Raw genomic sequence first — 25,922 nt, forward strand, 5'->3', positions numbered from 1 at the left:
GCGGCGGCGAGACTATCCGCGCCGCCCTGCTCTGCGCCGATCTGCGTGACTTCACCGCCCTGTCCGAGGCGACGGCGCCCGCCGAGGTGATCGCCACGCTCGACGCCTGGTTCGACCGCATCGCCGGGGCGGTGCACGCCTTCGGCGGCGAGGTGCTGAAGTTCATGGGCGACGGGCTGCTGGCGATCTTCCCGGTCACCGGCCCCCCGGCCGAGGCCCAGGGGGCCTACGAGGCCCGCGAGGCTTGCGAGGCGGCGCTGCGCGCGGTCGCCGCCGCCCGCGCCGGCATGGCCCATCTCGACGCCACGCGGCAAACCCGGGGGCTGCCGCCGCTGCCGTTCGGCGCGGCGCTGCATCTGGGCGAGATGATGTGGGGCAATATCGGCGCCGCCGACCGGCTGGACTTCACCGCCATCGGCCCGGCGGTCAACCTGGTCAGCCGGCTGGAGGGGCTGTGCCGGCCGCTCGGCCGGGCGGTGCTGATCTCCGGCGCGGTCGCCGCCGAGACCGCGGCACCGCTGGTGCCGCTGGGCGAGCACGCGCTGCGCGGCATCGCGGCACCCTGCGCCGTCTTCACCCTGCCGGATGCGTGACCTGGCCGGCCGCGGCCAGCAGTTCCTCGCAGAGCTCGGCGATCACCAGCCAGGTCAACACCCAGTGGCTTTCACCGCCGGGGAGGCAGGACGCCGCCGCCTCCCGCCGTGCCTCCGCCGGCGCGTCCGGACCGTGCCGGCGCAGCAGCACCCGGGCGGAAAGCTCGAGCTCATGGGCGGTCAGGCGGCTCATGCTCGGTTCGGCAAATAGGGGGGACACCATCCCTATCTATGAAGATTAGATAAAATTGTCTACATCGAATCGGACATCGAACCAAAATCGATTAGGAAAGTTCGGCGACAGAAAAGCAAAGGCTCCCTGCCGCATCCGGTTGGGTTCGCGACCGCGAACCCTACATCCCAGGGGAGACGCGTGTTGGGTTCGCCTGCGGCGAACCCAACCTACTCTGCTGAGATTGTCACGCCGCCTTGCGCAGATGGCCGTCCTTGACCAGGACTTCGGCGATCTGGACGGCGTTCAGCGCGGCGCCCTTGCGCAGATTGTCGGCGACCACCCAGAACGACAGGCCGTTCTCGACCGTGGAATCCTCACGGATGCGGCTGACGAAGACTTGGTCCTCGCCGGCGCATTCGACCGGGGTGACGTAGCCCTCGTCGGCGCGGTGGTCGACCACGGCGATGCCCGGCGCCCGCTTCAGCGCGGCCCGCGCCTCGCCGGCCGTGATCGGGTTCTCGCACTCGATGTTCACCATCTCGGAATGGCCGATGAAGACCGGCACCCGCACGCAATGGGCGACGACCTTGATCGCGGGGTCGAGGATCTTCTTGGTCTCGACCATCATCTTCCACTCCTCCTTCGTCGAACCGTCGTCCATGAAGCTGTCGATGTGCGGGATGACGTTGAAGGCGATCTGCTTGGTGAACTTCTCCTTCACGATCGGGTCGTTCACATAGACGGCGCGGGTCTGGTTGAACAGCTCGTCCATCGCCTCCTTGCCGCCGCCGGAGACCGACTGGTAGGTCGAGACCACGACGCGACGGATCTTGGCCAGCTCGTGCAGCGGCCGCAGCGCCATCACCATCTGGATGGTGGAGCAGTTCGGGTTGGCGATGATGCCCTTGCGGCTGAACTGGGCGATCGCCTGCGGGTTGACCTCGGGCACCACCAGCGGCACGTCCGGGTCCATCCGGAAATGCGAGGTGTTGTCGATCACCACCGCCCCGGCCTTGGCCGCGCGCGGGCTGTGCACAGCCGAGACCTTGGCACCCGGCGAGGACAGCACGATGTCGATGCCCTTGAAGTCGAACTTGGCGAGGTCCTGCACGTCGAGGATGTCGTCTTCGCCGAAGGAGACCTGGCGCCCGACCGAGCGCTCCGACGCCAGCGCAACGACCTCATCGACCGGGAACTTCCGCTCGGCGAGGATGGAAAGCATCTCGCGACCGACATTGCCGGTGGCTCCGATGACCGCGACCCGATAGCCCATATCCGTAATCCGGCTGTTCGATTGCTGAAAGGGATGCACTCGGTAGAATGTATGCCGATCCGCGCGCAAGGACACAGCCATGCGAATAGCGCGCGGCGATCATGCCGCCAGGGGACGGCTGGCCGCTGGACAAGGGAGGACCGGAGATGGCCGAGAGGCTGCCGAGCTATTCCGCCTTCTGGCCCTATTACCTGCGCGAGCACGCGCGGCCGTGGACCCGGGCGCTGCATTTCACCGGCACCAGCCTGGCGCTGCTGTGCCTGCTGCTGCTGATCGTCACCGGCAGCTGGTGGTGGCTCCTGGCGGCGCTGGTCGCGGGCTACCTCTTCGCCTGGATCGGCCATTTCTTCATCGAGCACAACCGCCCGGCCACCTTCACCCACCCGCTGTGGTCGCTCTACAGCGACTTCCGCATGTACGGGCTGTGGGTCGCTGGCCGACTGGGGGACGAACTGCGGCGGGCGGGGGTGCAGCCGTAAGGCTGCGATCCCGGCCCACCCCAATGTCATTGCCGGGCGACAGTGTGGGGACGGAACGGCCTCTCAGAACCGGTACCGCAGCCCTAAGGCCACGATGTCGACGCTGCCGTCGTTCTTGGCGTCGTAGTCGACCTGCGTCTCCAGCGGCGTGCCGGTATAGAAGTCGCGCTCGGCGTCCATCTTGCGGCCGTCGATGAAGATGTGGGTGTAGGCGAAGTCGACCGACATGTTCTCCATGACGTCGTAGCTGAGGCCGGCCGACAGCCAGTAGCGGTCGCCGTCCGGGGTGCGGCTGGAGCGGTAGCCGGCCTTGGTCGGCGTCGGGTCGAACTGGAAGCCGGCGCGCAGGGTCAGGTCGTCGTTCCAGTAGTATTCGCCGCCGAGCGAGAACCCGACCGTGTCCTGGTAGCGCTGCTCGTTCACCAGGTCGTCGCCGCCGTCGCTGCGCTTGACCCGGATCTCCTTGAACGACGACCAGCCGTACCAGGTGACGCCGCCCAGCAGCGCGATCTGCGGCGTGATCTCCTGGCGGATACCGAAACTGAGGATCGGCGGCAGGTTCAGCTTGGCGCGGCCGCCGGTGGCGAAATCCGCGGTCGCCGGAAGCCCCGGCAGCGGCGGGAAATCGATGCCGTCGAGCTTGGCCTTGCCGTCCAGCATGTGGTCCATGCCGGAGCGGAAATGGACGCCGACCCGGGTGCCTTCGACCGGCTGCACGATGGCGCCGATGTTGTAGCCGACGGCCCAGCTGTCGCCCTTGATCGTCAGGTCGCCGTCACCGGAGAAGGCCGGCAGCAGCGCCCCGACCGGGTTCGGCACCTTGCTCTCCAGCTTGGCCCAGGCATAGGAGATGTCGATGCCGCCGCCGATCGACAGCCAGTCGTTCACCCGATAGGCCACGGTCGGCGAGAAGTTGTAGACCTGCAGCTCGGTCTTGGTGGCGTCGTAGCGGCCGAACCAGTTGCTGTTGTACTGGCTCTCCAGCCCGAAGGGGGCGCCCAGGCCGATGCCGAACCACAGGCGGTTGTCGGTCGACGGCACCGGCAGGGCGACATAGCCATGCGGCACCAGGGTCGGGTCGTAGGGGTTGTTGCTCCGGCTCTCGCCGGAGATGGCACGCGGCCCCGGGTTGAACACGCCGGCCGGTGTGCGCAGGGCCGGGTAGTCGATGGTCGAGCCGTCGTCGGTCAGCTTGGAGTCCGGGATCAGCAGGCTGCCGCCGAACTGCGCCTCGCCCTGCTTCAGGAAGCCCATGCCGGCCGGGTTGAAATAGATGGTGCTGGCGTCGTCGGCCGCGGCAACGGAGCCGGCGAAGGCGCGGCCGAGGCCGGTCACGCTCTGCTCCTGGATGTAGAAGCCGGCCGCATTCGCCGATCCGGCCCCGAGCCCTGCCCCGGCGGACATCGCCGCCACCCCCAACGCCAGACGCGAAATCCCCTGCTTCATCTCGGCATGTCCCCCCCGGCCGTGACCGATCTGTCGCGCAATGTTGCGCTTGTAACAGTTACGTCACGCCAAAGTCGGCGGCGCCGTCAAGCACTGTTCAAGGTCTCGATGAGATTGAATACCTTCAAAGCGGCAGAACCCAGCCGGACGCTACGTCAACCGGCCGCAAAAAGTGCCGCCGGGAAGAACAGTCGGAACTATCCGCAGCGGCAACCGGCGCGAATCGCGTAAAATTGATTCGGCTATGTGTGGGGACTGCCGAAATGCCAGACAAAAAGGGCGAGACCAACGGCCCCGCCCTTTCGCACTGCACAAATTACTGGGAAGGATCGGCACCAGCGACGCAAACAAAAGCCGCGACAGCGGCCTTTAACGGGACCGTGCGGCCATAGCTTCCAGGATCGCCGTGCCCATGTCGCCGGTCGAGACCACCTGGGTGGCGCCGGTGCCGGCGATGTCGGCGGTGCGGATGCCGCGGTCGAGCACGTCCGACACCGCGCCCTCGATCAGGTCGGCCTCGGCGCCGAGGTCGAAGCTGTAGCGCAGCATCATGCCGAAGCTGAGCAGCGTGGCGATCGGGTTGGCCTTGCCCTGGCCGGCGATGTCCGGCGCCGAGCCGTGCACCGGCTCGTACAGCGCGCGGCGGCGGCCGGTGGCGTCAGGCGCGCCGAGCGAGGCCGAGGGCAGCATGCCGAGCGAGCCGGTCAGCATCGCCGCCTCGTCCGACAGCATGTCGCCGAACAGGTTGTCGGTGACGATGACGTCGAACTGCTTCGGGTTGCGCACCAGCTGCATGGCGCAGTTGTCGGCCAGCATGTGGCTGAGCTGGACGTCCGAATACTGCTCCTGGTGCAGCTTCGTCACCTCCTCGCGCCACAGCCGGCCCGATTCCATGACGTTCATCTTCTCGACCGAGCACAGCCGGTTGCCGCGCTTGCGCGCCAGCTCGAAGGCCACGGCGGCGACGCGGCGGATCTCCGACGTCGTGTAGACCTGGGTGTTGATGCCGCGACGCTCGCCATTGCCGATATCGGTGATGCCGCGCGGCTCGCCGAAATAGACGCCGCCGGTCAGCTCGCGCACGATCAGGATGTCGAGGCCCTCGACCACCTCGCGCTTCAGGGTCGAGGCATCGGCCAGGGCCGGGTAGACCAGCGCCGGGCGGAGATTGGCGAACAGCTCCAGGTCCTTGCGCAGGCGCAGCAGGCCGGCTTCCGGCCGGATCGAGAAGTCGACGCCGTCCCATTTCGGCCCGCCGACCGCGCCGAGCAGCACGGCGTCGACGTTCAGAGCCTTCTCCATGGTGGCGTCGGTGACCGGCACGCCGTTGGCGTCGATCGAGCAGCCGCCGACCAGCTGCTCGTCGATGTCGAAGCCGACGGCGCGGTGGCTGCCCAGCCACTCGGCGGCGCGCTTGACCTCGCCCATCACCTCCGGGCCGATGCCGTCACCGGCCAGGACGAGGAGCTTCTTGTTGGCAGCCATGGGGAAACGACCTTCAGCGGGGTTGGAGGAAGGGAACGGAGTGGGAAGCCCGGCGACTCAGGCGGCCAGCCAGGGCTGCGCCGACTTCCGCTTGGCCTCGAAGCTGTCGATCTCGTCGGTCTGCTGCAGCGTCAGGCCGATATCGTCGAGGCCGTTGATCAGGCAGTGCTTGCGGAACGGGTCGAGGTCGAAGCGGAGGGTCTGGCCGTCCGGCCGGGTGATCTCCTGCTTTTCCAGATCGATCGTCATGGTCGAGTTGGCGCCGTTCTCGGCGTCCTTCATCAGCAGCTCGACCTGCTCCTGCGGCAGGGCGATCGGCAGGATGCCGTTCTTGAAGCAGTTGTTGTAGAAGATGTCGGCGAAGCTGGGCGCGATGACGCAGCGGATGCCGAAATCCAAGAGCGCCCAGGGCGCATGCTCGCGCGACGAGCCGCAGCCGAAATTGTCGCCGGCGACCAGGATCTGCGCCTTCTGATAGGCCGGCCGGTCGAGCACGAAATCCTTCGGATTGCCCTGCTCGTCGGTGCGCAGCTCGTAGAACAGGCCGGCGGCGAGGCCGGTGCGCTTGATCGTCTTCAGGAACTGTTTCGGGATGATCATGTCGGTGTCGACATTGACGATCGGCAGCGGCGCTGCGACGGCGGTGAGCGTGGTGAAGGGCTGCATGGCGGCGGCTGTGCTCAAAGGGCCAATGGGGAAAGTCAGCCAGAAAGTCATGCCACAGCCGGCCGCCGGCCCAAAGCGCGGAATCGTCACCCTCCCCGCGGTGCAATTTTCGGCAGGGCGAACAGCAGGCCGAGCGTGACCAGCGTCGCCAGCCCGCCATAGCCGGCGGCGGCGGCGAAGGCGCGGGCATAGGCCGCGGCCTCACCCAGCCCCGCCGCGCGGGCGCCGTCCAGCACCGCGGCAAACAGGATCCCGGCCACGGCCACGCCGAAGGCGCCGCCGACCTGCTGCATGGTGCTGAGCATGCCCGAGGCAGAGCCGATGTCGCCGTCGCGGATGCCGCCGAGCACGGTGTTGAGCAGCGGCGTCATCAGCAGCCCCTGGCCGGTCCCGAGCAGCAGCAGCGCCGGGATCAGCGCCTCCGCCTGCAGCGGTGCCCCCACCAGCGCGGTGGCGGCGGCGACGAACTCGCCCAACGCCGCGATCGCGGCCCCGGCCATCAGCACCGCGCGGCGGTGGTCGGGGGCGACCCGGCCGGCGGCGATCGAGGCGACCATGAAGGACATGGCGGCCGGGGAGAACACCAGCCCCGCCGCCAGCGCCGAGCGGCCGAGCCCGAGCTGCGCCAGGAAGGCATAGGCGAGATAGACCGAGTTCAGGGTCGAATAGAACACCAGCGCCAGCAGCACCCCGACGGCGAAGGCGCGGTCGCGGAACAGGGCGGTCTGCAGCAGCGGGAAGGCCCCGCGACGCGACCGGACGTGCTGGTGCAGGGCGAACCCTGCCAGCACCGGCACCGCGGCGGCGAGCATCGCCAGCGACCAGCCCGGCCAGCCGGCCTCGCGCCCCTCGACCAGCGGATACAGCAGCAGGCCGAGGCCGAGTGCGCTCAAGGCCACGCCGGCGAGGTCCAGCCGCTGCCCCGGCCGCACCACATCCGCCGGGATCAGCCGCGGCGCCGCCAGCGCGGCCAGCAGGCCGATCGGGATGTTGAGCAGGAAGATCGGCCGCCAGCTCAAGCCCCACAGGTCGGCCGCGACCAGGATGCCGCCCAGCACCTGCCCGGCCACCGCGGCCAGGCCCAGCACCACGCCGAGCGCGGCGAAGGCCTTGGCGCAGGCCTGCGGCTCGGGGAAGGTGACGCGGATCAGCGCGAACACCTGCGGGAACAGCATCGCCGCCGCGACGCCCTGCAGCAGCCGGGCCAGGATCAGTGTCCCGGCCGTCGGTGCCAGGCCGCACAGGGCCGAGGTCAGGGTGAATGCGAGCAGCCCGGCGACGAACATCCGCCGCCGTCCGCGCAGGTCGCCCAGCCGCCCGCCGGTGATCAGCGCCACCGCATAGGCCAGGCTGTAGCCGGCCACCACCAGCTCGGCCTCGGCATAGCTGGCGCCGAGCCCCAGCCGGATGCTCGGGATCGCCACATTGACGATCATCACATCCATCACGGTCATGAACGGCCCGAGCAGCATCACGGCCAGGCCGAGCCAGAGTCGCGCCGGGATCGCCGGGCGCTCGGCCGCGGCGGGATAGGTCACATCGGTCATGCGGGATCTCCATCGGCGGACCGGCAGCCCGCCCGCGACAGAGACTGGGGGATGGCCTATAATAGGAAAAGATAAGTTCTTATCCTATTAGTAGAAGCAACAGCCTATGGCCGTCACCAGCCTGCAGCGCACCGATGACCGCCGCGCTTTGTCCGACTTCGTGCGCGACCGCCGGGCCCGGACCAGTCCGGACGAGGTCGGGTTGCCGACGGGGTCCCGCCGCCGCACGCCGGGGCTGCGGCGCGAGGAGGTGGCGCAGCTCGCCGGGGTCGGGGTCACTTGGTACACCTGGTTCGAGCAGGGCCGCGCCATCCAGGTCTCGGCCGATTTCCTCGAGCGGGTGTGCCGGGCGCTGCAGCTGGACCCGGCCGAGCGGCAGCACCTCTACGCCCTGGCGCAACATCGCCCGCCGCCGCATGCGGCTCCCGGCCTGCCGACGGTCTCGCCGATCCTGCAGGCGCTGTTGGACAGCCTGCCGAACCCCGCCTACATCAAGACCGCGCGCTGGGACATCGTCGCCTGGAACGCGGCCAACACCGCGCTGTTCGGCGACTACGCGCTGATCCCGCCGGACCAGCGCAACAGCCTGTGGCTGATCTTCACCGAGCCGCGCTGGCGCCGGATGATCCCGGGCTGGGAGGACGCCGCCCGCCGCGTCCTCGCCAAGTTCCGCCTGGACCACGGCCGCGCCGGCGGCGACCCCGCCTTCGCCGCGCTGGTCGAGGCGCTGCAGGCGGCCAGCCCGGAGTTCCGCCGCTGGTGGCCCGGCCAGGACGTGGCGGAGCGCAGCGAGGGCATCAAGCGGATCCGGCACGACACGCTGGGCCTGCTCGAATTCGCCCACGCCACCTTCACCGTCGAGGGCGCGCCGGATCTGCGGATGGTGACCTACACCCCGGTGCCGCGGGGGTAGCCCTACTGCAGCTGGATCTGCAGCGTTTCCTCCACGGCCCGGTCGAAGCTGTCGGTCGAGGCCGCGTCCCCCTGCCTGGCCTGCTCGGCGGCGATATAGGCGTCGCGCTGGCCGACCAGCCCGGCCATCTGCGCCGTCAGCGCCGCGCGCTCGGCCCGCTGCTGCTCGACATAGGCCTGCCGCTCGGCCGCCGACTTGCCCTGCAGCACCTTCGGCAGCTCGCCCTCCGGCACCGACTCCAGCGACTTGGCGCCGGTGGCGACGTCGGCGACCGGATCGCCGGCGCCGGTCACCACCGCGCTGCGGTCGGCGCGCTTGCTGTAGAAGCCGGAGTTGTCGGCCTGCACCGAGGCCGGGGCCGCGGCGCGCTGCTCGAAGGCACGGGTCCTGCCGCAATTTGACCGCAAGAGCCGGAGTGCCCGCCGGAACCGGACGCGCCACCTTGCTGTCACGACAGCGACAAGGAGCCGACCGATGCCCCGCACCGCCCTTCGCCCTGACGACACCCTCGACCGCGTGTCCGGCATCGACTGGGACGCCACGGCGGCGGAGCTGGACCAGCACGGCGCGGCGGTGCTGCCGGCGCTGCTGACGCCGGAGGAATGCCGCGCCGTCGCCACGCTCTATCCGGAGGACAAGCCGTTCCGCAGCCGGGTGGTGATGGCCCCGCACGGCTTCGGCCGCGGCGAGTACAAGTACTTCGCCTATCCGCTGCCCGACCCGATCGCCGAGCTGCGCGCCGCCCTGTATCCCCGGCTGGCGCCGGTGGCCAATGGCTGGAACGCGCGCATGGGCATCGCCACCCGCTATCCGGAGCGGCACGAGGCCTTCCTGAAGGCCTGCCACGCCGCCGGCCAGACCCGGCCGACGCCGCTGCTGCTGCAATACGATCCGGGCGACTTCAACTGTCTGCACCAGGACCTGTATGGTGACCTGGCCTTCCCGCTGCAGGTCGCGATCCTGCTGTCCGAGCCCGGCCGCGACTTCACCGGCGGCGAGTTCGTGCTGACCGAGCAGCGGCCGCGCATGCAGTCGCGGCCGGAGGTGGTGCCGCTGCGCCAGGGCGACGGCGTCGCCTTCGCCGTGCATCACCGCCCGGTCGCCGGCACCCGCGGCGACTACCGGGTCAATCTCCGCCACGGCGTCAGCCGGCTGCACAGCGGCCAGCGGCACACGCTCGGCATCATCTTCCACGACGCCAAGTGAGGGAGGGGCAAATGATCCTCCTCCGCGGCGCCATCATGGGCCTGGCGCTGGCCCTGGGCGCCGCCGGTGCCCTGGCCCAGGGCGCGGCCGCCCCCACGGGTACGCCGGTGAAGACCGGCCCCGACAAGACCGGCAAGGAACGCCTGGCCGACAAGGCCAGCGACGAGCAGCGGGTCGACAACTGCAAGGTGCCGCCCGACCGCCGCGGCCCCAGGCCCCGGCCCGACAGCTGCGCCCATGACGGCAAATGACGCCGGCGGCATTATGCGATCCCTGATGGACGCGGCTCATCCTATGGTATGATTTTCGGTCCCCGCTGCCCGAGGTCGCGCCGTCCATGCCCAACCGCATCATCCCGCCCGCCCAGCACCGCCTGATGCCCTGGCGCAATGGCGGCGGGAGGACGGCCGAGATCGCGTTCGAGCCGGCCGACAGCCCGGCCGGATTCCGCTGGCGGCTGAGCCTGGCCGAGGTCGAGTCGGACGGTCCCTTCTCCACCTTTCCCGGCTGCTGCCGCACCATCATGCTGCTGTCCGGCCAGGGCATGGAGCTGACCATCGCGAAGCCCGGCGCCCCCCCACGCACGGTCCGCATCGACCGGCCCTACCAGCCCTTCGACTTCGACGGCGAGGCCGCCACCAGTTGCAAGCTGATCGCCGGGCCGGTGCGCGACCTCAACGTCATCGCCGACCGGTCGCTGCAGATCGATTACCGGGTGGCGGCGCTGGACGACGCCGATGCGGTGCTGGAGCCGGCGCCGGTCTGGCTGTTCCATGTGCTGCGCGGTACTGCCGTGATCGACATCGGCCGGCATCTCGCCGTGACCGAGGGCGAGACTGCGGTGATCACCGACGAGGACGACCGCGCCCCGCATCTCCGCGGCGCCGAGGCCGACAGCCTAGTCTACGCCGTGGCGCTCAGGCCGCGCTAGACCGACAGACCCGGCCGCCGTCGAGGGAGGGCCCATGACCATCTCGATGTATCAGGCCTCGGTGCCCGTGTTCGTCCGCATGCTGACCAATTGCGGCGGCATCCTGAGGAAGGCGGAGGCGCATGCCGTCCGCGCGGGCTTCAACCCCGCGACCCTGCTGGAGGCCCGCCTGGCCCCCGACATGTTCCCGCTGCACCGCCAGGTGCAGATCGCCGCCGACGGCGCCCGCGGCGCCGCGTCCCGCCTGGCCGGCCTGGCGCTGCCCGACCCGGAGGCGGAGGATTTCGCCGTGTTCAACCGCGGCATCCAGCACCGCTTCCTCGATACCGCGTCGAGCTTTGCCGAGCTGGCCACCCGGCTCGACGCCGCCATCTCCTGTATCGAGGCGCTGCGGCCGGAGCAGATCGACGGGTCGGAGGCGCGGGGGATCGACGTCACCATGGGCGGCCGCACCCGCCGTTTCGCCGGTCTGCCCTTCCTGCTGCACTACGCCCTGCCGAACCTGCATTTCCACATCGCCATGGCCTACGCCATCCTGCGCCACGCCGGCGTCGCGCTGGGCAAGCAGGATTTCGAGGGGCCGGCGGTCTATGCGAGCCTGCCGTAGGGACCGGTCGGTGCAGAGGTGAGAAGCGGCGACGACCGGCCGACGCCCGCTATTGCCCCGCGACCACCGGCGGCGCGTTCAGCACCGCGTGGCAGGCGGCCGGCAACGGCGGCGGGACATAGGGCTTGGTCGATTTCGACGGCCGCGGCTGCCGCATCGGGAACCAGGACATCAGGTCGGCACCGCAGCCGTCGCCGGGCGGCGCCGGGTCCTGCTCGCGGCATTCCGGGCTGCCGGCCGGGCAGCCGATGCGGATGTGCAGATGCTCGTTATGGCCGGTCCAGGGCCGCACCCGGCTCAGCCAGGACCGGTCGTCCCAGTTCATCGCGCACAGCTCGCGCTTGATCGCCGGGTGGATGAAGATGCGCTCGACCCGCGGCTCGGTCGCCGCCAGGCGGATCAGCTGCGCCTGCTGCGGCGACAGCGCGCCGCGCGGGATGTAATCGGTCCAGGCCCCGGTGATGTATTCCGGCTTCAGCGTCTCGCGCTGGTCGCGCGCCAGCAGCGGCAGGTCGAGCCGGAGCCAGATGTCGGCGTCCAGCCCGTTCTCATGCGCCGCATGGTCGGTGATCGGCCCGCCGCGCGGCTGGCCCATATCGGCGATCAGGATCGGCGGCAGCCCGGCGGCCTGGGCCCGGCGGCCGAGATCCTCCAGCGTCGCCACCAGGGTCGGATGGCCCCAGTTGCGGTTGCGGCTGAGCCGGATGATCTGGTAGCCGGGGCCCTCCGGCGGCAGCTGCACCGCGCCGGCGATGCAGCCGTTGGAATAGGTGCCGATCACCTGCGGCGGCCCCTGGGTGCCCAGCCGCACCTGGGCCCAGGCAGGATCCTCCCCGGCCGCCCCGGCCGGCGCCGCGGCCAGCATCCAGGCGGCGGCCAGCGCCGCCCCGATCCGTGTCCCGATCACACCACCCTCCATGCCCCGACTCGCCTGCCAGGATGCCCCCGCCGGCGGCGGAGATGAAGCCCCGGCGCACACGCTGCTGCGACCACCTGCCCCTAACACCTTGCGGCGGCGGGTGCGGCGTCGCTACATGACGGATGGCCTGGAACCGATGGACCGGACGATGCCCTCTGCCCATGACGCGACCCTCGACCTGCTGTCCGGCCTGATCGACAAGGCCAGGCGGGCCGGCGCCGACGCCGCCGACGCGGTGCTGTTCGACAGCACCTCGATCTCGATCAGCCACCGGCTCGGCCAGCTCGAGCATGTCGAGCGCTCCGAGAGCGGCGATCTGGGCCTGCGCGTCTTCATCGGCAGGCGCATGGCGATCGTCTCCTCCTCCGACCGCCGCCAGGCGGCGCTGGACGAGATCGTCGAGCGCGCCGTCGCCATGGCCAAGGTGGTGCCGGAGGACCCCTATTGCGGCCTCGCCGACCCGTCCGAGCTGGCGACCACGCTGCCCGATCTCGACCTGGTCGACCCGACCGAGCCTTCGACCGAGACCCTGGCGGAGCGCGCCCGCGCGGCCGAGGAAGCGGCGCTGGCGGTCGCGGGCGTGACCAATTCCGAAGGCGCCAGCGCCGGCTTCGGCCGCAGCATGGCGGCGATGGTGGCCAGCAACGGCTTTGCCCGCGTCACCGGCTCGACCGGCAGCAGCATCTCGGTCTCCGCCATCGCCGGCGAAGGCACCGGGATGGAGACCGACTACGACCACACCAGCGCCGTCCATGCCGAGGATCTGCAGGCGGCCGAGGCGGTCGGCCGCAGCGCCGGCGAGCGCGCCGTGGCCCGGCTGGGGGCGCGCAAGGCGTCGACCGCGCGGGTGCCGGTGGTGTTCGATCCGCGCGTCTCGCGCAGCCTGCTGGGCCATCTGGTCGGCGCCATCAACGGCGCCGCCATCGCCCGCGGCACCAGCTTCCTGAAGGAGAAGATGGACGAGGCGGTGTTCGCCCCGGGCATCGAGGTGATCGACGACCCGCATATCCGCCGCGGCCTGCGCTCGCGCCCCTGCGACAGCGAGGGCGTGGCCAGCAGCCGCCGCGCCCTGATCGAGGACGGCCGCCTGACCACCTGGCTGCTCGACCTACGCTCGGCCCGGCAGCTCGGCCTGGCCCCGACCGGCCATGCCGTGCGCGGCACCAGCGGCCCGCCCGGCGCCTCGCCGGCCAACCTGTACCTCGCCCCCGGCAGCGCCACCCCGACGGAGCTGATGGCCGACATCCAGGACGGCCTCTACGTCACCGGGCTGATGGGGTCGTCGGTCAACGGCGTCACCGGCGACTACAGCCGCGGCGCGCACGGCTTCTGGATCGAACGCGGCCGCCTCGCCTATCCGGTCAACGAGGTCACCATCGCCGGCAACCTGAAGGACATGTACCGCGCCCTGGTGCCGGCCAACGACCTGGTGCTGCGCTACGGCATGGACGCGCCGACGGTGCGGATCGACGGCATGACCGTGGCCGGGCGATAGGACCACCCGCCTCGCCTGGCCGGGACCACGCCATATCGTTTCGATTCGAAACAGAAAAGTCGCGCCGGAGGCCTTTACGGCATAAAATGATATTTCGGAAAGCGGGCCGGCAATTTAATTCTAATAATTTGGTATTTTCTTGCGTTCTCTGCCGGCCGGCCGAAACATTTTTGAGTTATATAAAATTTGTCCTAATGTTTAATCAATCTCGATCCAAAGCGGCCCCAACGGCCTGCAATATCGGATGATCGGGCGCATTATAGGAGGTATTTCCATGGCTGTTTTCACCGTGCTCAACGGCACCGGCATCGACGGCAACGGCATTCAATTCGGCACGCTCTCGCAGATCGCATCCCCTGGCACCGCGGGCAATCCGAGCATGTCCGGGACCAGCGGCTTCGTCATGTTCGTCGGCGGCGGCAGGCTGGACGTCACCGGCATCGACCTGAGCTTCAACCCGCCGGCCACCCTCGCCGGCACCGTCCACAGCATGACCTACGCCAAGCCGGTGGGCACGCCGATCTTCTCGATCTCCGGCATGAACGTCCCGCTGGCGACCCTGGCCGGGCTGATCAACGGCGGCGACGAGAACGCCTTTCTCACCGCCATCTTCTCCGGCGACGACCGGGTCTTCGGCTCCACCCAGGCCGACAGCCTCAAAGGCTATGACGGCAATGACACCCTGAGGGGTGACGCCGGCGGCGACACCCTCGACGGCGGCAACGGGTCGGACTTCGCCAACTACCAGGGCTCGGACAGCGGTGTCTTCGTCGACCTGAAGAACAGCCTGTATTTCGGCGGCCACGCCACCGGCGACGTGCTGACCAACATCGAGAACATCTACGGCTCCAGCTTCGGCGACACCCTGTCCGGCTCTGACGTCCGCAACATCATCGGCGGCGAGAATGGCGACGACCTGATCAAGGGCAATGGCGGCGACGACTCGCTCGCCGGCGAGGCCGGTGCCGACGTGATTGACGGTAACGATGGCAACGACCGCGTGGTCGGCGGCGCCGGGGCCGACGTCCTGCACGGCGATGCCGGCAACGATTCGATCGACGCCGGCGCCGACAACGACCAGGCCTATGGCGATGACGGTAATGACAACCTGTTCGGCGGCGCCGGCGACGACATCCTCAATGGCGGCGACGGCAATGACATCCTGGAAGGGAATGGCGGCGCCGATCAGATGGATGGCGGCGCCGGCATCGATACGGTGAGCTATGCCAGCGCGGCCGCCGCGGTGGTCGTGGTGCTGGGCGGCGTCTCCACCGGCGGCGACGCGGTCGGCGACACCATGACCGGCGTCGAACAGGTGATGGGCTCGTCCCACAACGACTCGATCACCGGCGACGCCAATGCCAACACGCTGTGGGGTCTCGGCGGCGACGACATCCTGATTGGCGGCGCCGGCGCCGATGTCTTGAAGGGCGGCGCCGGCAACGACAGCTTCACCTATGTCGCGGTCGGCGACAGCACGGTCGCGACGGCCGGCAAGGACACGGTTGTCGACTTCACCACCGGCGACAAGATCGACCTGGCGGCGATCGACGCCAATGGCGCCGGCCCCGGCGACGCCGCCTTCACCTTCGGCGTCGGCGCCTTCACCGGGGCCGGCCAGATCCGGGTGCTGGCCTTCGCCAACAACCGCTACGGCGTCTATCTCGAGACCAGCGGCAACAATGTCGAGGACGCGCTCATCACGGTCTATTCCGACCACGTCCTGACCGCGGCGGACTTCGTGCTGTAGCGGCTGGCGGTCCCGCCCTCCCTCCACCGCAACCGGGGAGGGCGGGATCCCCGCCGCCACGCTGGGAGCGTCGTCCCGGAGCGGCGCCGAGCACGTCACCTTCGCATCGCGCGGCCGACCGAAACGATCGTTCGGGCCGTTGACCGCCTTTGCGCCATTTTCGGAAAACTTCGCAGAAATTTAGTGCTGCCAGCTTCGCCGCTTCCTTGCGTTCTTTGCTGAGGCGTCGGAAGCTTCTCGAATCGCCGAAGATTTTGCCCAATCTTTAGCCGGTCTCGATCCAAACGACCGCAAGCGTCGTGCTTTCACATGATCGGACCGCGAAGAGGTGGGCGAGGTTTCCCATGGCGGTTTTCTCCGTGCTCAACGGCACAGGGCTGAACGGCGCCGGCATCCAGTTCGGCACGCTGTCGCAGATCGCCTCTTCGGGCATTGCCGGCTTTCCGGTGATCACGCCGGTTACCGGCACCTTCTTCTTCAACGACACCGGGCTGCTGTCGCTCACCGGGGTCGGGATGTCGTTCGTCTTCCCGAACACCTTCGACGGCACCGTCAACAGCCTGACCTACGGCAAGCCGGCGATCACGCCGATCTTCTCGATCGCCGGCATGAGCACGGCGCTGGCGGATGTCGCCGCGGGCTTCCTCACCCCCGGCGGCGAGATGGCGGCGCTGGCCATCATCTTCTCCGGCGACGACAGCATCACCGGGTCGACCCAGGCTGATCTGCTGATGGGCTTCGACGGCGCTGACGCCATCAGCGGCGGCGACGGCAACGACACGCTCCGTGGCGGCGCCGGCGGCGACACGCTCAACGGCGGCAACGGCTCGGACTTCGCCAACTACCAGGGCTCGAGTGCCGAGGTGTTCGTCGACATCGAGAGCAACCTGCTCTTCAGCGGCGACGCCGCGGGCGACACGCTGAACAGCATCGAGAACCTCTACGGCTCCAGCTTCGGCGACACCATGTCCGGCAACGCCGACCGCAACATCCTCGGCGGCGAGGGTGGTGCCGACCTCCTGGACGGCCGCGGCGGCGACGACGTGCTGTCGGGCGAGGCCGGTGACGACGTCCTGAACGGCAGGGACGGCGCCGACCGGCTGGTCGGCGGCGATGGGGCCGACAACCTGTCCGGCGAAGCCGGCAACGACTCGATGGATGCCGGGGCCGACAACGACAGCGCCTTCGGCGGTGCCGGCAATGACAGTATCACCGGCGGCGGCGGCGGCGACCAGCTCGACGGCGGCGACGACAACGACGTCCTCGAAGGCGGCGCCGGGGCCGACAGCCTCGCCGGCGGCAACGGCATCGACACGGCGATCTACGCCAGCTCCGCCGCCGGGGTGTCGGTGAACCTGGCCACCGGCGCCGTGTCCGGCGGCGACGCCGCGGGCGACACCTTCAGCGGCATCGAGCAGGTCCTGGGCTCGGGCTTCGCCGACACGCTGACCGGCAACACCGGCGCCAACACCCTGTGGGGCATGGCCGGTAACGACGTGCTCACCGGGGGCGTCGGCGCCGACACGCTGAAGGGCGGCGCCGGCAACGACACCTTCCGTTATGTCGGAACCGGCGACAGCACCGTCGCGGCCGCCGGCCGGGACACGATCACCGACTTCACCGCCGGCGACAGGATCGACCTGTCGGCGATCGACGCCAATGGCGCCGGCCCCGGCGACACCGCCTTCAGCTTCGGCACCGGCGCCTTCACCGCCGCCGGCCAGATCCGGGTGCTCGCCTTCGCCGCCAACCGCTACGGCGTCTATCTCGAGACCACCGGCAATAACATCGAGGATGCGATCATCACCGTCTATTCCGACCATGCCCTGACCGCGGCGGATTTCGTGCTGTAAAGCGCAGCCGCCGCGCCCGCCCTCCCCCGTCCGCAACCGGGGGAGGGCGGGACCCCATCGCCCGGATACGATCGCTCCGCCTCAGAAAAGATTCACATTCTGCGCCAACAGTGCCCGAACTGCCGCCACCAGATCGGCGGACCGGAAGCACTCGTGACCGTTTTATTAATTTTTGCACCTGCGAGATCGTAGACGACATCAATATGTTGTTTGCCGAATCCGTCTCGGTTATACGGACGGTATACGACTGCCGAAGGACCGACACCTATGGATCAGGTGACGCGCTATCGCACCATCTGGATCTCGGACGTCCATCTCGGCACCCGGGCCTGCAATGCCAACCTCCTCCTCGACTTCCTGAAGCACACCGATTCCGACACGCTGTACCTGGTCGGCGACATCGTCGACGGCTGGCGGCTGAAGAAGAGCTGGTACTGGCCGCAGCCGCACAACGACGTGATCCAGAAGCTGCTGCGCAAGGCCCGCAAGGGCACCCGCGTGCTGTACATCCCCGGCAACCACGACGAGGCCGCCCGGCAGTTCGTCGGCCAGAGCTTCGGCGATGTCGACGTCGCCGATGACTGCGTCCATGTCACCGCGGACGGCCGCCGCTTCCTGGTGATCCACGGCGACCAGTTCGACGTCGTGGTGCGCTACGCCAAATGGCTGGCCCATATCGGCGACAAGGCCTATGAGCTGCTGCTGCACACCAACACCGCCCTCAACCTGGTGCGCCGCCGTCTCGGCTTCTCCTACTGGTCGCTCTCGGCCTATATGAAGCAGCGGGCGAAGCGCGCGGTCGAATTCGTCGGCCGGTTCGAGCTCGCGCTGGTCGAGGAAGCCAGGCGGCGCGGCGTGGACGGCGTGATCTGCGGCCACATCCACACCGCCGAGCTGAAGGACATGCAGGGCATGACCTATGTCAACGACGGCGACTGGGTGGAGAGCTGCACCGCGCTGGTGGAGCATGAGGACGGCCGGCTGGAGATCCTGCACTGGGCGGACATCGCGGCGGCCCGCGACGCAATGGCGCCGCAGCCGGCCCTCGAACCGCAGCGCGCCGCTTGAGCCGAGATCGGGTATAGTCTCCGTGGGCATGGCAGTGACGGAGCCGGCAGTCGGCTGATGCGCATCCTGAATATCAGCGACGCCTGGCTGCCCCAGGTCAACGGGGTGGTGCGCACCATCGAATCGACCCGCGACGAGCTGCGCCGCCGCGGCCATACGGTCGAGGTGATCGGCCCGGACCGCTTCGCCTCGATCCCCTGCCCGACCTATCCCGAGATCCGCCTGGCGATCGGCCAGAGCCGGCGCATGGCCCGGCTGATCGACGAATTCGACCCGGACGCCATCCACATCTCGACCGAAGGCCCGCTGGGCTGGGCGGCGCGGCGCTACTGCATCCGCCGGCGGCTCAGCTTCACCACCTCCTTCCACACCCAGTTCCCGGAATATGTCCAGCTGCGCACCGGCATGCCGCTGGCCTCGACCTACGCGCTGCTGCGGCATTTCCACCGTGCCGCCAGCGCCGTGATGGTGGCGACCGACACGCTGGAGCGCAATCTGAGCAGCCGCGGCTTCCGCCGCCTGGCGCGCTGGAGCCGCGGCGTCGACACCGAGCGCTTCCGCCCGGCGCAACGGCCCGGCCCGGGGCTGAAACACGAGCGGCCGCGCCACCTCTATGTCGGCCGGGTGGCGGTGGAGAAGAACCTCGACGCCTTCCTGTCGCTGCCTTTGGACGGCGAGAAGGTGGTGGTCGGCGGCGGCCCGTCCCTGCCCGCCTTCCAGGCCCGGTACCCGGACGTCACCTTCACCGGCGCCAAGCAGGGGCAGGCGCTGGTCGACGCCTATGCCGGCGCCGACGTCTTCGTCTTCCCGTCGCGCACCGACACCTTCGGCCTGGTGATGCTGGAGGCGCTGGCCTGCGGCGTGCCGGTCGCCGCCTATCCGGTGCAGGGCCCGGCCGACGTCATCGGCAACGCCCCGGTGGGCCGGCTGGACGAAGATCTCGGCCGCGCCATCCGCGAGGCGCTGAAGGTGCCATCGGAGGATTGCCGCAGTTTTGCGCTGCGCTATTCCTGGGAGGCATGTACAGATCAGTTCCTGACTCATCTGCACCCCTTCCGATGACCCTGACCCCGACCGGATGATCTATGCGCTGTATCGCGGCCTGACCGACGCCGCCGGCCCCTTCGTGCCCCTGCTGCTGGCCCGCCGCACCGCCGCCGGCCGCGAGGACCCCGCCCGCCGCGGCGAGCGGCTGGGCCATGCCAGCATTCCCCGCCCCGCGGGCCCGCTGATCTGGGTCCACGCCGCCAGCGTCGGCGAGGTGCTGTCGGTGCAGGTTCTGGTGCGCCGCCTGCTGGAGCGCGACCCGCGCCTCTCCATCCTGGTCACCACCGGCACCGTCACCTCGGCCCGGCTGATCGCCGAGCGGCTGCCGGACCGGGCGATGCACCAGTTCGCGCCGCTCGACCGCATGGCCTATGTCCGCCGCTTCCTCGACCATTGGAAGCCGAACCTGGCGATCTGGGTCGAATCCGAGATCTGGCCGAACATGCTGATGGAGACCGAGAAGCGCGGCCTGCCGATCGCCCTGGTCAACGCCCGGATGTCGGAGCGGTCGTTCCGGCGCTGGCGCCGGCTGCCGCGGCTGATCCGACGGCTGGTCGGCATCTTCCGGGTGATCCTGCCCTGGGACGAGCGCTCGGCCCGCAACTTCCGCGCCCTCGGCGCCCGCGGCGTCGGCCAGGTCGGCAACCTGAAATTCTCGTCCGACCCGCCGGATGCCGAGCTCGAGGCGCTGGCGGCGATGCGCGCGGCGATCGGCCGCCGCCCGGTCTGGCTGGCCTCCAGCACCCATGCGGGGGAGGAGGAGCAGATCATCCAGGCGCACAAGGCGCTGGCGGCGAAGCGCCCCGGCCTCTTGACCGTGCTGGCGCCGCGCCACCCCGACCGCGGCGAGGAGATCGCCGGCTTGGCCCAGGCGGCCGGCCTGCGCGTGCTGCGCCGCAGCCAGGCGAAGCTGCCCTGGACCGACACCGATATGCTGGTCGCCGACACCATCGGCGAGATGGGGATCTGGCTTCGGGTCTGCCCGGTCGCCTTCATCGGCGGCTCGCTGGTGCCGTTCGGCGGCCACAACCCGATCGAGGCGGCGCAGCTCGGCGCCGCCTTGGTCTACGGCCCGCATATGACCAACTTCCCGGACATCACCGCCCAGCTGAGCCAGGCCCGCGGCGCCATGCCGGTGGCCGATGCCGCGGCCCTGACCGCGGCGGTCAACCGGCTGCTGGACGACCCGGTGGAGCGCCGCCGCATGGCCCGCGCCGCCGGCGCCGTGGCCCAGCGCAACCGCGGCGTGGTCTCCACCGTGATGGCGACGCTGGAGCCGCTGATCACGCCGATTCTGGCATGAGGGCGGCTGCCCCACCGACCGGCGATTGCTCTTGGAGTCCCCCCTCCCCCTACCCCCCTCCCGCGAGGGGAGGGGGGACTAGGAAGACTCCAGCCATCGAGGCGGCGAGGGCCAGACCCCGATGAAGACCCCCGGCTTCTGGTATCGCCCGGAGGCGACGCCGGCGGCCCGGCTGCTGGCCCCGGCCGGCGCGCTCTACGACCTCGCCTCGCGCCTGCGCCGGGCCGTCGTCACGCCGCAGCGGGCGCCGGTGCCGGTCATCTGCGTCGGCAATCTGGTGGCGGGCGGCGCCGGCAAGACCCCGGTGGTGCTGGCCCTCGCCCGCCGCCTGGCCGAGATCGGGATCGCCGTCCACACCCTCAGCCGCGGCCATGGCGGCTCGCTGGCCGGCCCGGTGCGGGTCGACCCCGATCGCCACAAAGCGGCCGAAGTCGGCGACGAGCCGCTGCTGCTGGCCCGGGCCGCCCCCGCCTGGATCTCGCGCGACCGCCCGGCCGGGGCCCGCGCCGCCGCGGCCGCCGGGGCGCAGCTGATCCTGATGGATGACGGCTTCCAGAATCCGAGCCTGGCCAAGGACCTGTCCCTCCTGGTGGTCGATGGCGGCAGCGGTTTCGGCAACGGCCGGATCCTGCCCGCCGGCCCGTTGCGCGAACGGCCGGCGGACGGCCTCGCCCGGGCCGACGCGCTGGTGGTGATGGGCCCGGACCGGGCCGGCATCGCCGCCCTCGCCGCCCGCCACGGCCTGCCGGGCCGGCTCGGCCTGCCGGCGCTGGGCGCCCGGCTGGTCCCGTCGCCCGAGGATGCGGCCCGGCAGCGCGGCCGCAAGGTCCTGGCCTTCGCCGGCATCGGCCGGCCGGAGAAATTCTTCGCCACCCTGGCGGAGCTGGGGGCGGAGATCGTCGGCGCCGTCCCCTTTTCCGACCACCACGCCTACACGCCGGACGAGGTGATGCGCCTGGTCGAGACGGCGCAGGAGCGCGGGGCCGTGCCGGTGACGACGGAGAAGGACCTGGTCCGCCTGCCGCCCGAGGCCCGGTCGATGGTCGAGACCCTGCGCGTCGACCTGGTGTGGGACGATCCCGCCGCGGTCGACGCGGTGCTGGAGCCGGTGGTGCGGGGGGTGCTCCGTTAGCCCCCTGTCTTCCCGTGCGGCGTCCGGCGCGGCGCGCCCCAGGTCAGGGTCGAGACCATGTCGAGCGCCAACTGCCCGTCGGTCGCGAAGGGCCGCATCAGCGCCTCGAGCTCGCGGTCGAATTCGGCGGCCGGGGCCTCGCCCATCACGGCGCGGCTCCAGGTCGCGCGCGAATGCTGGCCGCGGATGAACGCGTCGAGGCTCTGCCGGACCGTGAACGGAAAGGACTTCCGGCCGGCGATGTCCATCCAGGCCTCGTGGCGCCCGGCCTCCGCCGCGGCACCCGCCGGATCGTAGCGGCCGCCGACCCGGGCGAGCCAGCGCGTCAGGAACGCCGTCCAGGCCTTGTCGCCGCAGGGGGCGGCGGCCGGCTCGTCGCCGCCGATCACGGCCAAGGTCCCGGTCCAGCCCGCCAGCTTCGGGAACACCGATTCGTGGTCGAGCCAGTGGATCGAGGTGCCGGCCGTGACCAGGTCGAAGCTGCGATCCGTCTCGTAGGCCTCGGCCGTGTCGCAGATCCAGGCGATGCCGTCGTGCCGGCCGGCATCCGCCGCCCGGCCGGCCTCGATCATCGCCGCGGAGGGGTCGAGCGCCACCACCTCGGCGAAGTGATCGGCCAGGACGATGGCGACCTTGCCCGGCCCACAGCCCAGATCCAGCGCCCGGCCGCGCCCCGCGACCTGTCCGAGCAGAAACTCATACAGCGCCGGCGCATAGGGCGGCCGGGCCGCGTAGCAGCGGGCGACATCGGCATCGGCGAAGGCCGAGGCGACGGCCCTGCGCGCCGAGGGGCTGGTGGCGATGCGCCCGGGACGATGCATGGGACCTCCGCTGATGGCCGGGCGGCATGGACCATCATGCCGCCCGGCGGGCGATATACAGGCTGGTCGTCATGTTGCGGACGACCCGGCCGCCGAACGTTTCGCGCGCGATGCGGCGCAGCCCGGCCAGCACGGAGTCGCGATCGGGGCGCAGGCTGACGGTCGAATAGGTCGCGTAGAGCGCTGCAATCTGGTCCTCGTCCAGCTCCAGGGACCATGCGCTCGTCGCCGTATCGACGATGTCGAAGGCGCCGGTCCGCGTCAGCGCTGCCAGGCGGGCCTCGGTGTCCAGGCCGAACGGGATGCCGCGCTCGCCGGCCGAGGGAGTGGACGGGCCCTGCAGCAGGTCCAGGGTGGCGAGATGGAACGGGTCGGGCCGGCTGTCGTCACCGAACACGTTCCAGAACGCCGCCCACCAGCCGCCGGGGCGAAGCAGGCGCGCAATCCTGGCCAGGGCGGCCTCCTCGTCGAGCCAATGGAAGGCGGTGCCGCTGACGCCGAGGTCGAAGGCCGCCTCCTCCAGCGCCGCGTCCTCGAACGCGGAGACCAGCACCGTCAGGGCCGGGTCCGGATGGGCCGTCCGCAGGAACTCGGCGAGGCGGGGGTCCGGCTCGACGGCGACCAGCGGATCGGCGCCGGACTCCAGCAGCCGGCGGGTCGCCTTGCCCGTCCCGGCACCGATCTCGAAGGTGGCAGTTCCAGGACCAAGGGCGCAGCGGGACCGGAGCGTCCGATACACCCAGTCCGGATAGTCGGGCCGGGCGCTGTGATAGTTGGCCGGGTCGGCCCCGAAGGCCCGGCGCCCCGCTTCCCTGGCAAGTCTCGGCGGCGGCATGATCTGAGCTGTCTCCGATGGCGGTTGCTGCCTCGGCAGCAACCGCTGTGCGCTCCGCGTGCCCCTCAGAACGCCAGCCCGGTCTTGAAGATCTCCACGGCATAAAAGGCCAGCTCGCCGTCCAGCGCGCGCTGGATGTTGGCGGCCTTGCGGAAGCCGTGCTGCTCGCCTGCGAACAGGACATAGCCGACCGGCTGGCCCTTGGCGCGCAGCGCGTCGACCATCGCCTCGGTCTGGTTCGGCGGCACCACCTCGTCCTCGTCGCCCTGGAAGAAGATCACCGGCTTCGACAGCTTGTCGGCGTGGAACAGCGGCGACCGCTCGCGGTAGCGCTCGGCCTCCGCCGGATACGGCCCGATCAGCCAGTCGAGATAGCGCGACTCGAACTTGTGCGTGTCGCGCGCCAGCGCCGCCGCGTCGCTGACCCCGAAATGGCTGGCGCCGCCGGCGAAATAATCGTCGAAGGCCAGCGCCGCCAGCGCGGTATAGCCGCCGGCGCTGCCGCCGGTGATCACCGAACGGGCGGCATCGGCCAGGCCCTGCGCCGCCAGGTATTTGGCACCGGCGACCGCATCCTCGACATCGACCACGCCCCAGGCCAGGTTCAGCCGGTCGCGATAGGCCCGGCCATAGCCGGTGCTGCCGCCATAGTTGACGTCGAGCACGGCGATGCCGCGGCTGGTCCAGTACTGGATGCCGAGATTGAGCGTCGAGGACGCCGCCGAGGTCGGGCCGCCATGGATCTTCACCACCAGCGGCGGCACGTCGCCCGCCGGCGCCGCGTGGTCCGGGCTGGTCGGCGGATAGTACAGGCCATGGGCGGTGCGGCCGCCCGCGGTCGGGAACTCGACCGGCTGCGCCGGTGCGAAGAAGCCGTTCAGCGCCGGGTCCTCGCCGATCTCGGTCGACCGCTTCAGCACCTCCCAGCGCAAGGTGGCGAGGTCGAGCCGGACGATCTGGGCGGGGTCGCGCGGCGACCCGGCGCGGAACACCGCCACATGCTCATTGGCGCGGACCGAGCTGATGTCGGTGTAGGGCAGGTCGATCGGCGTCAGGGCGCCGGTCATCAGCTCGACCAGGGCCAGCTTGCCCAGGCCGCCCTCGATATAGCTGCACAAGAGCCGCCCGGGGCCGGAGAAGGCGTAGGTCGACAGGCCGAACACCCATTGCGGCTGGCCGAACTCCGCCGCCAGCGTCAGCACCGGCACGGCCGGGCCGCCGCGTCCGTCGCAGCGATACAGGTTCCACCAGCCGGAGCGGTCGCCGGCGAAGACCAGCCATTGCCCGTCCGGCGACCATTCCGGCTGGAACACCGATTCGCCCGACCCGCCGGCCAGCGCCTGCGGTGCCCCGGCCGGCGCGCCGTCGGCCGCCAGATCGGCGACATGGAGCGTGGTCTCGACCCACGGCATATGCGGATGGTCCCAGGCCAGGAAGGCCAGCCGGCTGCCGTCCGGCGACAGCCGCGGCGAGGCGAAGAAGTCGTGGCCCTGCGCCAGGATGCGGATGTTGCCGGCGCCCTCGTCCTCCAGCGGCACGGCGACGATCATGTTGTCCGGATGGGCCTGCCCTGGCTGGTGGCGCTCGCCGACGCCGATCCAGAGGCGCCGGCGCGAATCGACCAGCCCGTCGGCGAAGCGCCACTCCTCTCCGGCCTCGCCCGTGGCGGCGGTGACCGGGACGGGCGCGGCGCCCGGCGCCTGGCGGTACAGCCGGCGGTCCGGCGGCGCGCCGGCGGGGCCCGGCCGGTCGTTGGCGAAGATGATGGTGCCGTCGGCGACGGTCCAGGCGCCGCCGCCATACTCATGCACCCGGGTGCGGACATTGACCGCAGGCGGGCTGACCTCGGCGACCGAGCCGCCCGGCGCGCGCCGCATCAGCACGCTGCGCCCGCCCTCCTGCGGCCGGCCTTCCAGCCACCAGATCGAATCGCCGTCCAGCCGCACCTCGGACAGGCCGATCGACTGCGCCACGATCAGGTCGGAGGTGATCGGCGACCTCCAGAAGCCGTAGGGGGCGGTCCTGATGCCGGTCATCGCTGTCCTCCGATCCATGGGACCGCCAGCCTGTCCGATCGGCCGACCGGTTTCCAGTGCCGGCCGCGCCGCACCTTTACTTCTTCGCGATCACCCAGACCGCATGGACGATGCCGGGGATGTAGCCGAGCAGCGTCAGCAGGATGTTGAGCCAGAAATGCTTGCCGAATCCGACCTGGAGGAACACCCCCAGCGGCGGCAGCAGGATGGCGATGATGATCCGGATCAGGTCCATGCGCGTCCTTCAGGGTGCAGGCTGGCAGATGCGGGCAGGGAACGGGCGCGGGGGGGGGGGGGGGGGGGCGCCCCGCCCCCGCCGGGCCCCCCCCGGCGGGGGGGGGG

26 protein-coding genes are annotated in these 25,922 nt (G+C 70.3%); 14 read left to right on the forward strand and 12 right to left on the reverse strand.

The window, feature by feature from the left end; genetic code table 11:
- The coding region (locus AAHM41_RS24900; protein ID WP_342239291.1) for an adenylate/guanylate cyclase domain-containing protein at window positions 1-593 on the forward strand (593 nt) is incomplete at its 5' end.
- On the opposite strand, the gene AAHM41_RS24905 is transcribed toward AAHM41_RS24900, so the two are convergent.
- Complete coding sequence (locus AAHM41_RS24905) at window positions 574-786, reverse strand: hypothetical protein (RefSeq protein ID WP_342239292.1); 213 nt, start codon at window positions 784-786, stop codon at window positions 574-576. The genes AAHM41_RS24900 and AAHM41_RS24905 overlap by 20 nt on opposite strands.
- Window positions 787-1,012: 226 nt before the next feature.
- The gene (locus AAHM41_RS24910) at window positions 1,013-2,041 is read right to left on the reverse strand and encodes an aspartate-semialdehyde dehydrogenase (RefSeq protein WP_342239293.1); all 1,029 of its coding nucleotides are present in this window, start codon (window positions 2,039-2,041) and stop codon (window positions 1,013-1,015) included.
- A 146-nt stretch (window positions 2,042-2,187) separates the two neighbouring features.
- Between AAHM41_RS24910 and AAHM41_RS24915 the strand changes: the two genes are divergently transcribed.
- A complete protein-coding gene (locus AAHM41_RS24915) occupies window positions 2,188-2,520 on the forward strand; it encodes a DUF962 domain-containing protein (protein ID WP_342239294.1) in 333 nt (110 codons plus the stop codon).
- A 63-nt stretch (window positions 2,521-2,583) separates the two neighbouring features.
- On the opposite strand, the gene AAHM41_RS24920 is transcribed toward AAHM41_RS24915, so the two are convergent.
- The 4 genes from AAHM41_RS24920 to AAHM41_RS24935 form a co-directional block, all read right to left on the reverse strand.
- Entirely contained in the window at window positions 2,584-3,966 is a 1,383-nt protein-coding gene (locus AAHM41_RS24920; protein ID WP_342239295.1) for an OmpP1/FadL family transporter, read from the reverse strand.
- Between the two features lie 369 nt (window positions 3,967-4,335).
- Window positions 4,336-5,451, reverse strand: a complete 1,116-nt coding sequence (leuB, locus tag AAHM41_RS24925) for a 3-isopropylmalate dehydrogenase (RefSeq protein ID WP_342239296.1) — start codon at window positions 5,449-5,451, stop codon at window positions 4,336-4,338.
- 57 nt (window positions 5,452-5,508) lie between these two features.
- Window positions 5,509-6,117 (reverse strand): 3-isopropylmalate dehydratase small subunit, encoded by a 609-nt coding sequence (gene leuD, locus AAHM41_RS24930; protein ID WP_342239316.1) that lies wholly within the window; start codon window positions 6,115-6,117, stop codon window positions 5,509-5,511.
- A gap of 86 nt (window positions 6,118-6,203) precedes the next feature.
- Complete coding sequence (locus AAHM41_RS24935) at window positions 6,204-7,664, reverse strand: MFS transporter (protein WP_342239297.1); 1,461 nt, start codon at window positions 7,662-7,664, stop codon at window positions 6,204-6,206.
- Window positions 7,665-7,770: 106 nt separating this feature from the next.
- On the opposite strand from AAHM41_RS24935, the gene AAHM41_RS24940 reads away from it, so the two are divergent.
- Window positions 7,771-8,577, forward strand: a complete 807-nt coding sequence (locus AAHM41_RS24940) for a helix-turn-helix transcriptional regulator (protein ID WP_342239298.1) — start codon at window positions 7,771-7,773, stop codon at window positions 8,575-8,577.
- A 2-nt stretch (window positions 8,578-8,579) separates the two neighbouring features.
- Here the strand turns inward: AAHM41_RS24940 and AAHM41_RS24945 are convergent, their stop codons facing one another.
- Window positions 8,580-8,984 (reverse strand): hypothetical protein, encoded by a 405-nt coding sequence (locus tag AAHM41_RS24945; RefSeq protein WP_342239299.1) that lies wholly within the window; start codon window positions 8,982-8,984, stop codon window positions 8,580-8,582.
- 67 nt (window positions 8,985-9,051) lie between these two features.
- On the opposite strand from AAHM41_RS24945, the gene AAHM41_RS24950 reads away from it, so the two are divergent.
- The 4 genes from AAHM41_RS24950 (at window position 9,052) to AAHM41_RS24965 (ending at window position 11,321) form a co-directional block, all read left to right on the forward strand.
- Entirely contained in the window at window positions 9,052-9,783 is a 732-nt protein-coding gene (locus AAHM41_RS24950; RefSeq protein WP_342239300.1) for a 2OG-Fe(II) oxygenase, read from the forward strand.
- 11 nt (window positions 9,784-9,794) lie between these two features.
- Complete coding sequence (locus AAHM41_RS24955) at window positions 9,795-10,034, forward strand: hypothetical protein (protein WP_342239301.1); 240 nt, start codon at window positions 9,795-9,797, stop codon at window positions 10,032-10,034.
- Window positions 10,035-10,120: 86 nt separating this feature from the next.
- Window positions 10,121-10,714: a HutD/Ves family protein gene (locus AAHM41_RS24960; RefSeq protein ID WP_342239302.1), complete on the forward strand. Its 594-nt coding sequence runs from the start codon at window positions 10,121-10,123 to the stop codon at window positions 10,712-10,714.
- 34 nt (window positions 10,715-10,748) lie between these two features.
- Complete coding sequence (locus AAHM41_RS24965) at window positions 10,749-11,321, forward strand: DUF1993 domain-containing protein (RefSeq protein WP_342239303.1); 573 nt, start codon at window positions 10,749-10,751, stop codon at window positions 11,319-11,321.
- Between the two features lie 49 nt (window positions 11,322-11,370).
- Here the strand turns inward: AAHM41_RS24965 and mepA are convergent, their stop codons facing one another.
- Complete coding sequence (gene mepA, locus AAHM41_RS24970; protein ID WP_342239304.1) at window positions 11,371-12,228, reverse strand: penicillin-insensitive murein endopeptidase; 858 nt, start codon at window positions 12,226-12,228, stop codon at window positions 11,371-11,373.
- Between the two features lie 160 nt (window positions 12,229-12,388).
- Between mepA and AAHM41_RS24975 the strand changes: the two genes are divergently transcribed.
- The 7 genes from AAHM41_RS24975 to lpxK all read left to right on the forward strand — a co-directional run bounded on the left by AAHM41_RS24975 (window position 12,389) and on the right by lpxK (window position 21,888).
- Entirely contained in the window at window positions 12,389-13,735 is a 1,347-nt protein-coding gene (locus tag AAHM41_RS24975; protein ID WP_342239305.1) for a TldD/PmbA family protein, read from the forward strand.
- A gap of 274 nt (window positions 13,736-14,009) precedes the next feature.
- On the forward strand, window positions 14,010-15,485 hold the full coding sequence (locus AAHM41_RS24980) for a calcium-binding protein (protein WP_342239306.1): 1,476 nt from the start codon (window positions 14,010-14,012) through the stop codon (window positions 15,483-15,485).
- A 344-nt stretch (window positions 15,486-15,829) separates the two neighbouring features.
- Window positions 15,830-17,338 (forward strand): calcium-binding protein, encoded by a 1,509-nt coding sequence (locus tag AAHM41_RS24985; protein ID WP_342239307.1) that lies wholly within the window; start codon window positions 15,830-15,832, stop codon window positions 17,336-17,338.
- 267 nt (window positions 17,339-17,605) lie between these two features.
- The gene (locus AAHM41_RS24990; RefSeq protein WP_342239308.1) at window positions 17,606-18,406 is read left to right on the forward strand and encodes a UDP-2,3-diacylglucosamine diphosphatase; all 801 of its coding nucleotides are present in this window, start codon (window positions 17,606-17,608) and stop codon (window positions 18,404-18,406) included.
- 57 nt (window positions 18,407-18,463) lie between these two features.
- Window positions 18,464-19,468 (forward strand): glycosyltransferase family 4 protein, encoded by a 1,005-nt coding sequence (locus tag AAHM41_RS24995; RefSeq protein WP_342239309.1) that lies wholly within the window; start codon window positions 18,464-18,466, stop codon window positions 19,466-19,468.
- A gap of 16 nt (window positions 19,469-19,484) precedes the next feature.
- Window positions 19,485-20,756: a 3-deoxy-D-manno-octulosonic acid transferase gene (locus AAHM41_RS25000; RefSeq protein WP_342239310.1), complete on the forward strand. Its 1,272-nt coding sequence runs from the start codon at window positions 19,485-19,487 to the stop codon at window positions 20,754-20,756.
- Window positions 20,757-20,877: 121 nt separating this feature from the next.
- Window positions 20,878-21,888: a tetraacyldisaccharide 4'-kinase gene (gene lpxK, locus AAHM41_RS25005; protein ID WP_342239311.1), complete on the forward strand. Its 1,011-nt coding sequence runs from the start codon at window positions 20,878-20,880 to the stop codon at window positions 21,886-21,888.
- Here the strand turns inward: lpxK and AAHM41_RS25010 are convergent.
- The 4 genes from AAHM41_RS25010 to AAHM41_RS25025 all read right to left on the reverse strand — a co-directional run bounded on the left by AAHM41_RS25010 (window position 21,885) and on the right by AAHM41_RS25025 (window position 25,815).
- Window positions 21,885-22,709 (reverse strand): class I SAM-dependent methyltransferase, encoded by an 825-nt coding sequence (locus tag AAHM41_RS25010; protein WP_342239312.1) that lies wholly within the window; start codon window positions 22,707-22,709, stop codon window positions 21,885-21,887. The genes lpxK and AAHM41_RS25010 overlap by 4 nt on opposite strands.
- Window positions 22,710-22,743: 34 nt before the next feature.
- Complete coding sequence (locus AAHM41_RS25015; RefSeq protein ID WP_342239313.1) at window positions 22,744-23,544, reverse strand: class I SAM-dependent methyltransferase; 801 nt, start codon at window positions 23,542-23,544, stop codon at window positions 22,744-22,746.
- A 65-nt stretch (window positions 23,545-23,609) separates the two neighbouring features.
- Window positions 23,610-25,580, reverse strand: a complete 1,971-nt coding sequence (locus AAHM41_RS25020) for a S9 family peptidase (RefSeq protein WP_342239314.1) — start codon at window positions 25,578-25,580, stop codon at window positions 23,610-23,612.
- 76 nt (window positions 25,581-25,656) lie between these two features.
- On the reverse strand, window positions 25,657-25,815 hold the full coding sequence (locus tag AAHM41_RS25025) for a YqaE/Pmp3 family membrane protein (RefSeq protein WP_342239315.1): 159 nt from the start codon (window positions 25,813-25,815) through the stop codon (window positions 25,657-25,659).
- Between the last annotated feature and the right edge of the window lie 107 nt (window positions 25,816-25,922).

The organism is Inquilinus sp. OTU3971, assembly GCF_038440215.1.

What these genes read in the sequence shown, in the direction of transcription:
- AAHM41_RS24905 (WP_342239292.1), bottom strand. Translation starts at nt 786, where the DNA reads ATGAGCCGCCTGACCGCCCATGAGCTCGAGCTTTCCGCCCGGGTGCTG.
- AAHM41_RS24910 (WP_342239293.1), bottom strand. Translation starts at nt 2,041, where the DNA reads ATGGGCTATCGGGTCGCGGTCATCGGAGCCACCGGCAATGTCGGTCGC.
- AAHM41_RS24915 (WP_342239294.1), top strand. Translation starts at nt 2,188, where the DNA reads ATGGCCGAGAGGCTGCCGAGCTATTCCGCCTTCTGGCCCTATTACCTG.
- AAHM41_RS24920 (WP_342239295.1), bottom strand. Translation starts at nt 3,966, where the DNA reads ATGAAGCAGGGGATTTCGCGTCTGGCGTTGGGGGTGGCGGCGATGTCC.
- leuB (WP_342239296.1), bottom strand. Translation starts at nt 5,451, where the DNA reads ATGGCTGCCAACAAGAAGCTCCTCGTCCTGGCCGGTGACGGCATCGGC.
- leuD (WP_342239316.1), bottom strand. Translation starts at nt 6,117, where the DNA reads ATGCAGCCCTTCACCACGCTCACCGCCGTCGCAGCGCCGCTGCCGATC.
- AAHM41_RS24935 (WP_342239297.1), bottom strand. Translation starts at nt 7,664, where the DNA reads ATGACCGATGTGACCTATCCCGCCGCGGCCGAGCGCCCGGCGATCCCG.
- AAHM41_RS24940 (WP_342239298.1), top strand. Translation starts at nt 7,771, where the DNA reads ATGGCCGTCACCAGCCTGCAGCGCACCGATGACCGCCGCGCTTTGTCC.
- AAHM41_RS24950 (WP_342239300.1), top strand. Translation starts at nt 9,052, where the DNA reads ATGCCCCGCACCGCCCTTCGCCCTGACGACACCCTCGACCGCGTGTCC.
- AAHM41_RS24955 (WP_342239301.1), top strand. Translation starts at nt 9,795, where the DNA reads ATGATCCTCCTCCGCGGCGCCATCATGGGCCTGGCGCTGGCCCTGGGC.
- AAHM41_RS24960 (WP_342239302.1), top strand. Translation starts at nt 10,121, where the DNA reads ATGCCCAACCGCATCATCCCGCCCGCCCAGCACCGCCTGATGCCCTGG.
- AAHM41_RS24965 (WP_342239303.1), top strand. Translation starts at nt 10,749, where the DNA reads ATGACCATCTCGATGTATCAGGCCTCGGTGCCCGTGTTCGTCCGCATG.
- AAHM41_RS24975 (WP_342239305.1), top strand. Translation starts at nt 12,389, where the DNA reads ATGCCCTCTGCCCATGACGCGACCCTCGACCTGCTGTCCGGCCTGATC.
- AAHM41_RS24980 (WP_342239306.1), top strand. Translation starts at nt 14,010, where the DNA reads ATGGCTGTTTTCACCGTGCTCAACGGCACCGGCATCGACGGCAACGGC.
- AAHM41_RS24985 (WP_342239307.1), top strand. Translation starts at nt 15,830, where the DNA reads ATGGCGGTTTTCTCCGTGCTCAACGGCACAGGGCTGAACGGCGCCGGC.
- AAHM41_RS24990 (WP_342239308.1), top strand. Translation starts at nt 17,606, where the DNA reads ATGGATCAGGTGACGCGCTATCGCACCATCTGGATCTCGGACGTCCAT.
- AAHM41_RS24995 (WP_342239309.1), top strand. Translation starts at nt 18,464, where the DNA reads ATGCGCATCCTGAATATCAGCGACGCCTGGCTGCCCCAGGTCAACGGG.
- AAHM41_RS25000 (WP_342239310.1), top strand. Translation starts at nt 19,485, where the DNA reads ATGATCTATGCGCTGTATCGCGGCCTGACCGACGCCGCCGGCCCCTTC.
- lpxK (WP_342239311.1), top strand. Translation starts at nt 20,878, where the DNA reads ATGAAGACCCCCGGCTTCTGGTATCGCCCGGAGGCGACGCCGGCGGCC.
- AAHM41_RS25010 (WP_342239312.1), bottom strand. Translation starts at nt 22,709, where the DNA reads ATGCATCGTCCCGGGCGCATCGCCACCAGCCCCTCGGCGCGCAGGGCC.
- AAHM41_RS25015 (WP_342239313.1), bottom strand. Translation starts at nt 23,544, where the DNA reads ATGCCGCCGCCGAGACTTGCCAGGGAAGCGGGGCGCCGGGCCTTCGGG.
- AAHM41_RS25020 (WP_342239314.1), bottom strand. Translation starts at nt 25,580, where the DNA reads ATGACCGGCATCAGGACCGCCCCCTACGGCTTCTGGAGGTCGCCGATC.
- AAHM41_RS25025 (WP_342239315.1), bottom strand. Translation starts at nt 25,815, where the DNA reads ATGGACCTGATCCGGATCATCATCGCCATCCTGCTGCCGCCGCTGGGG.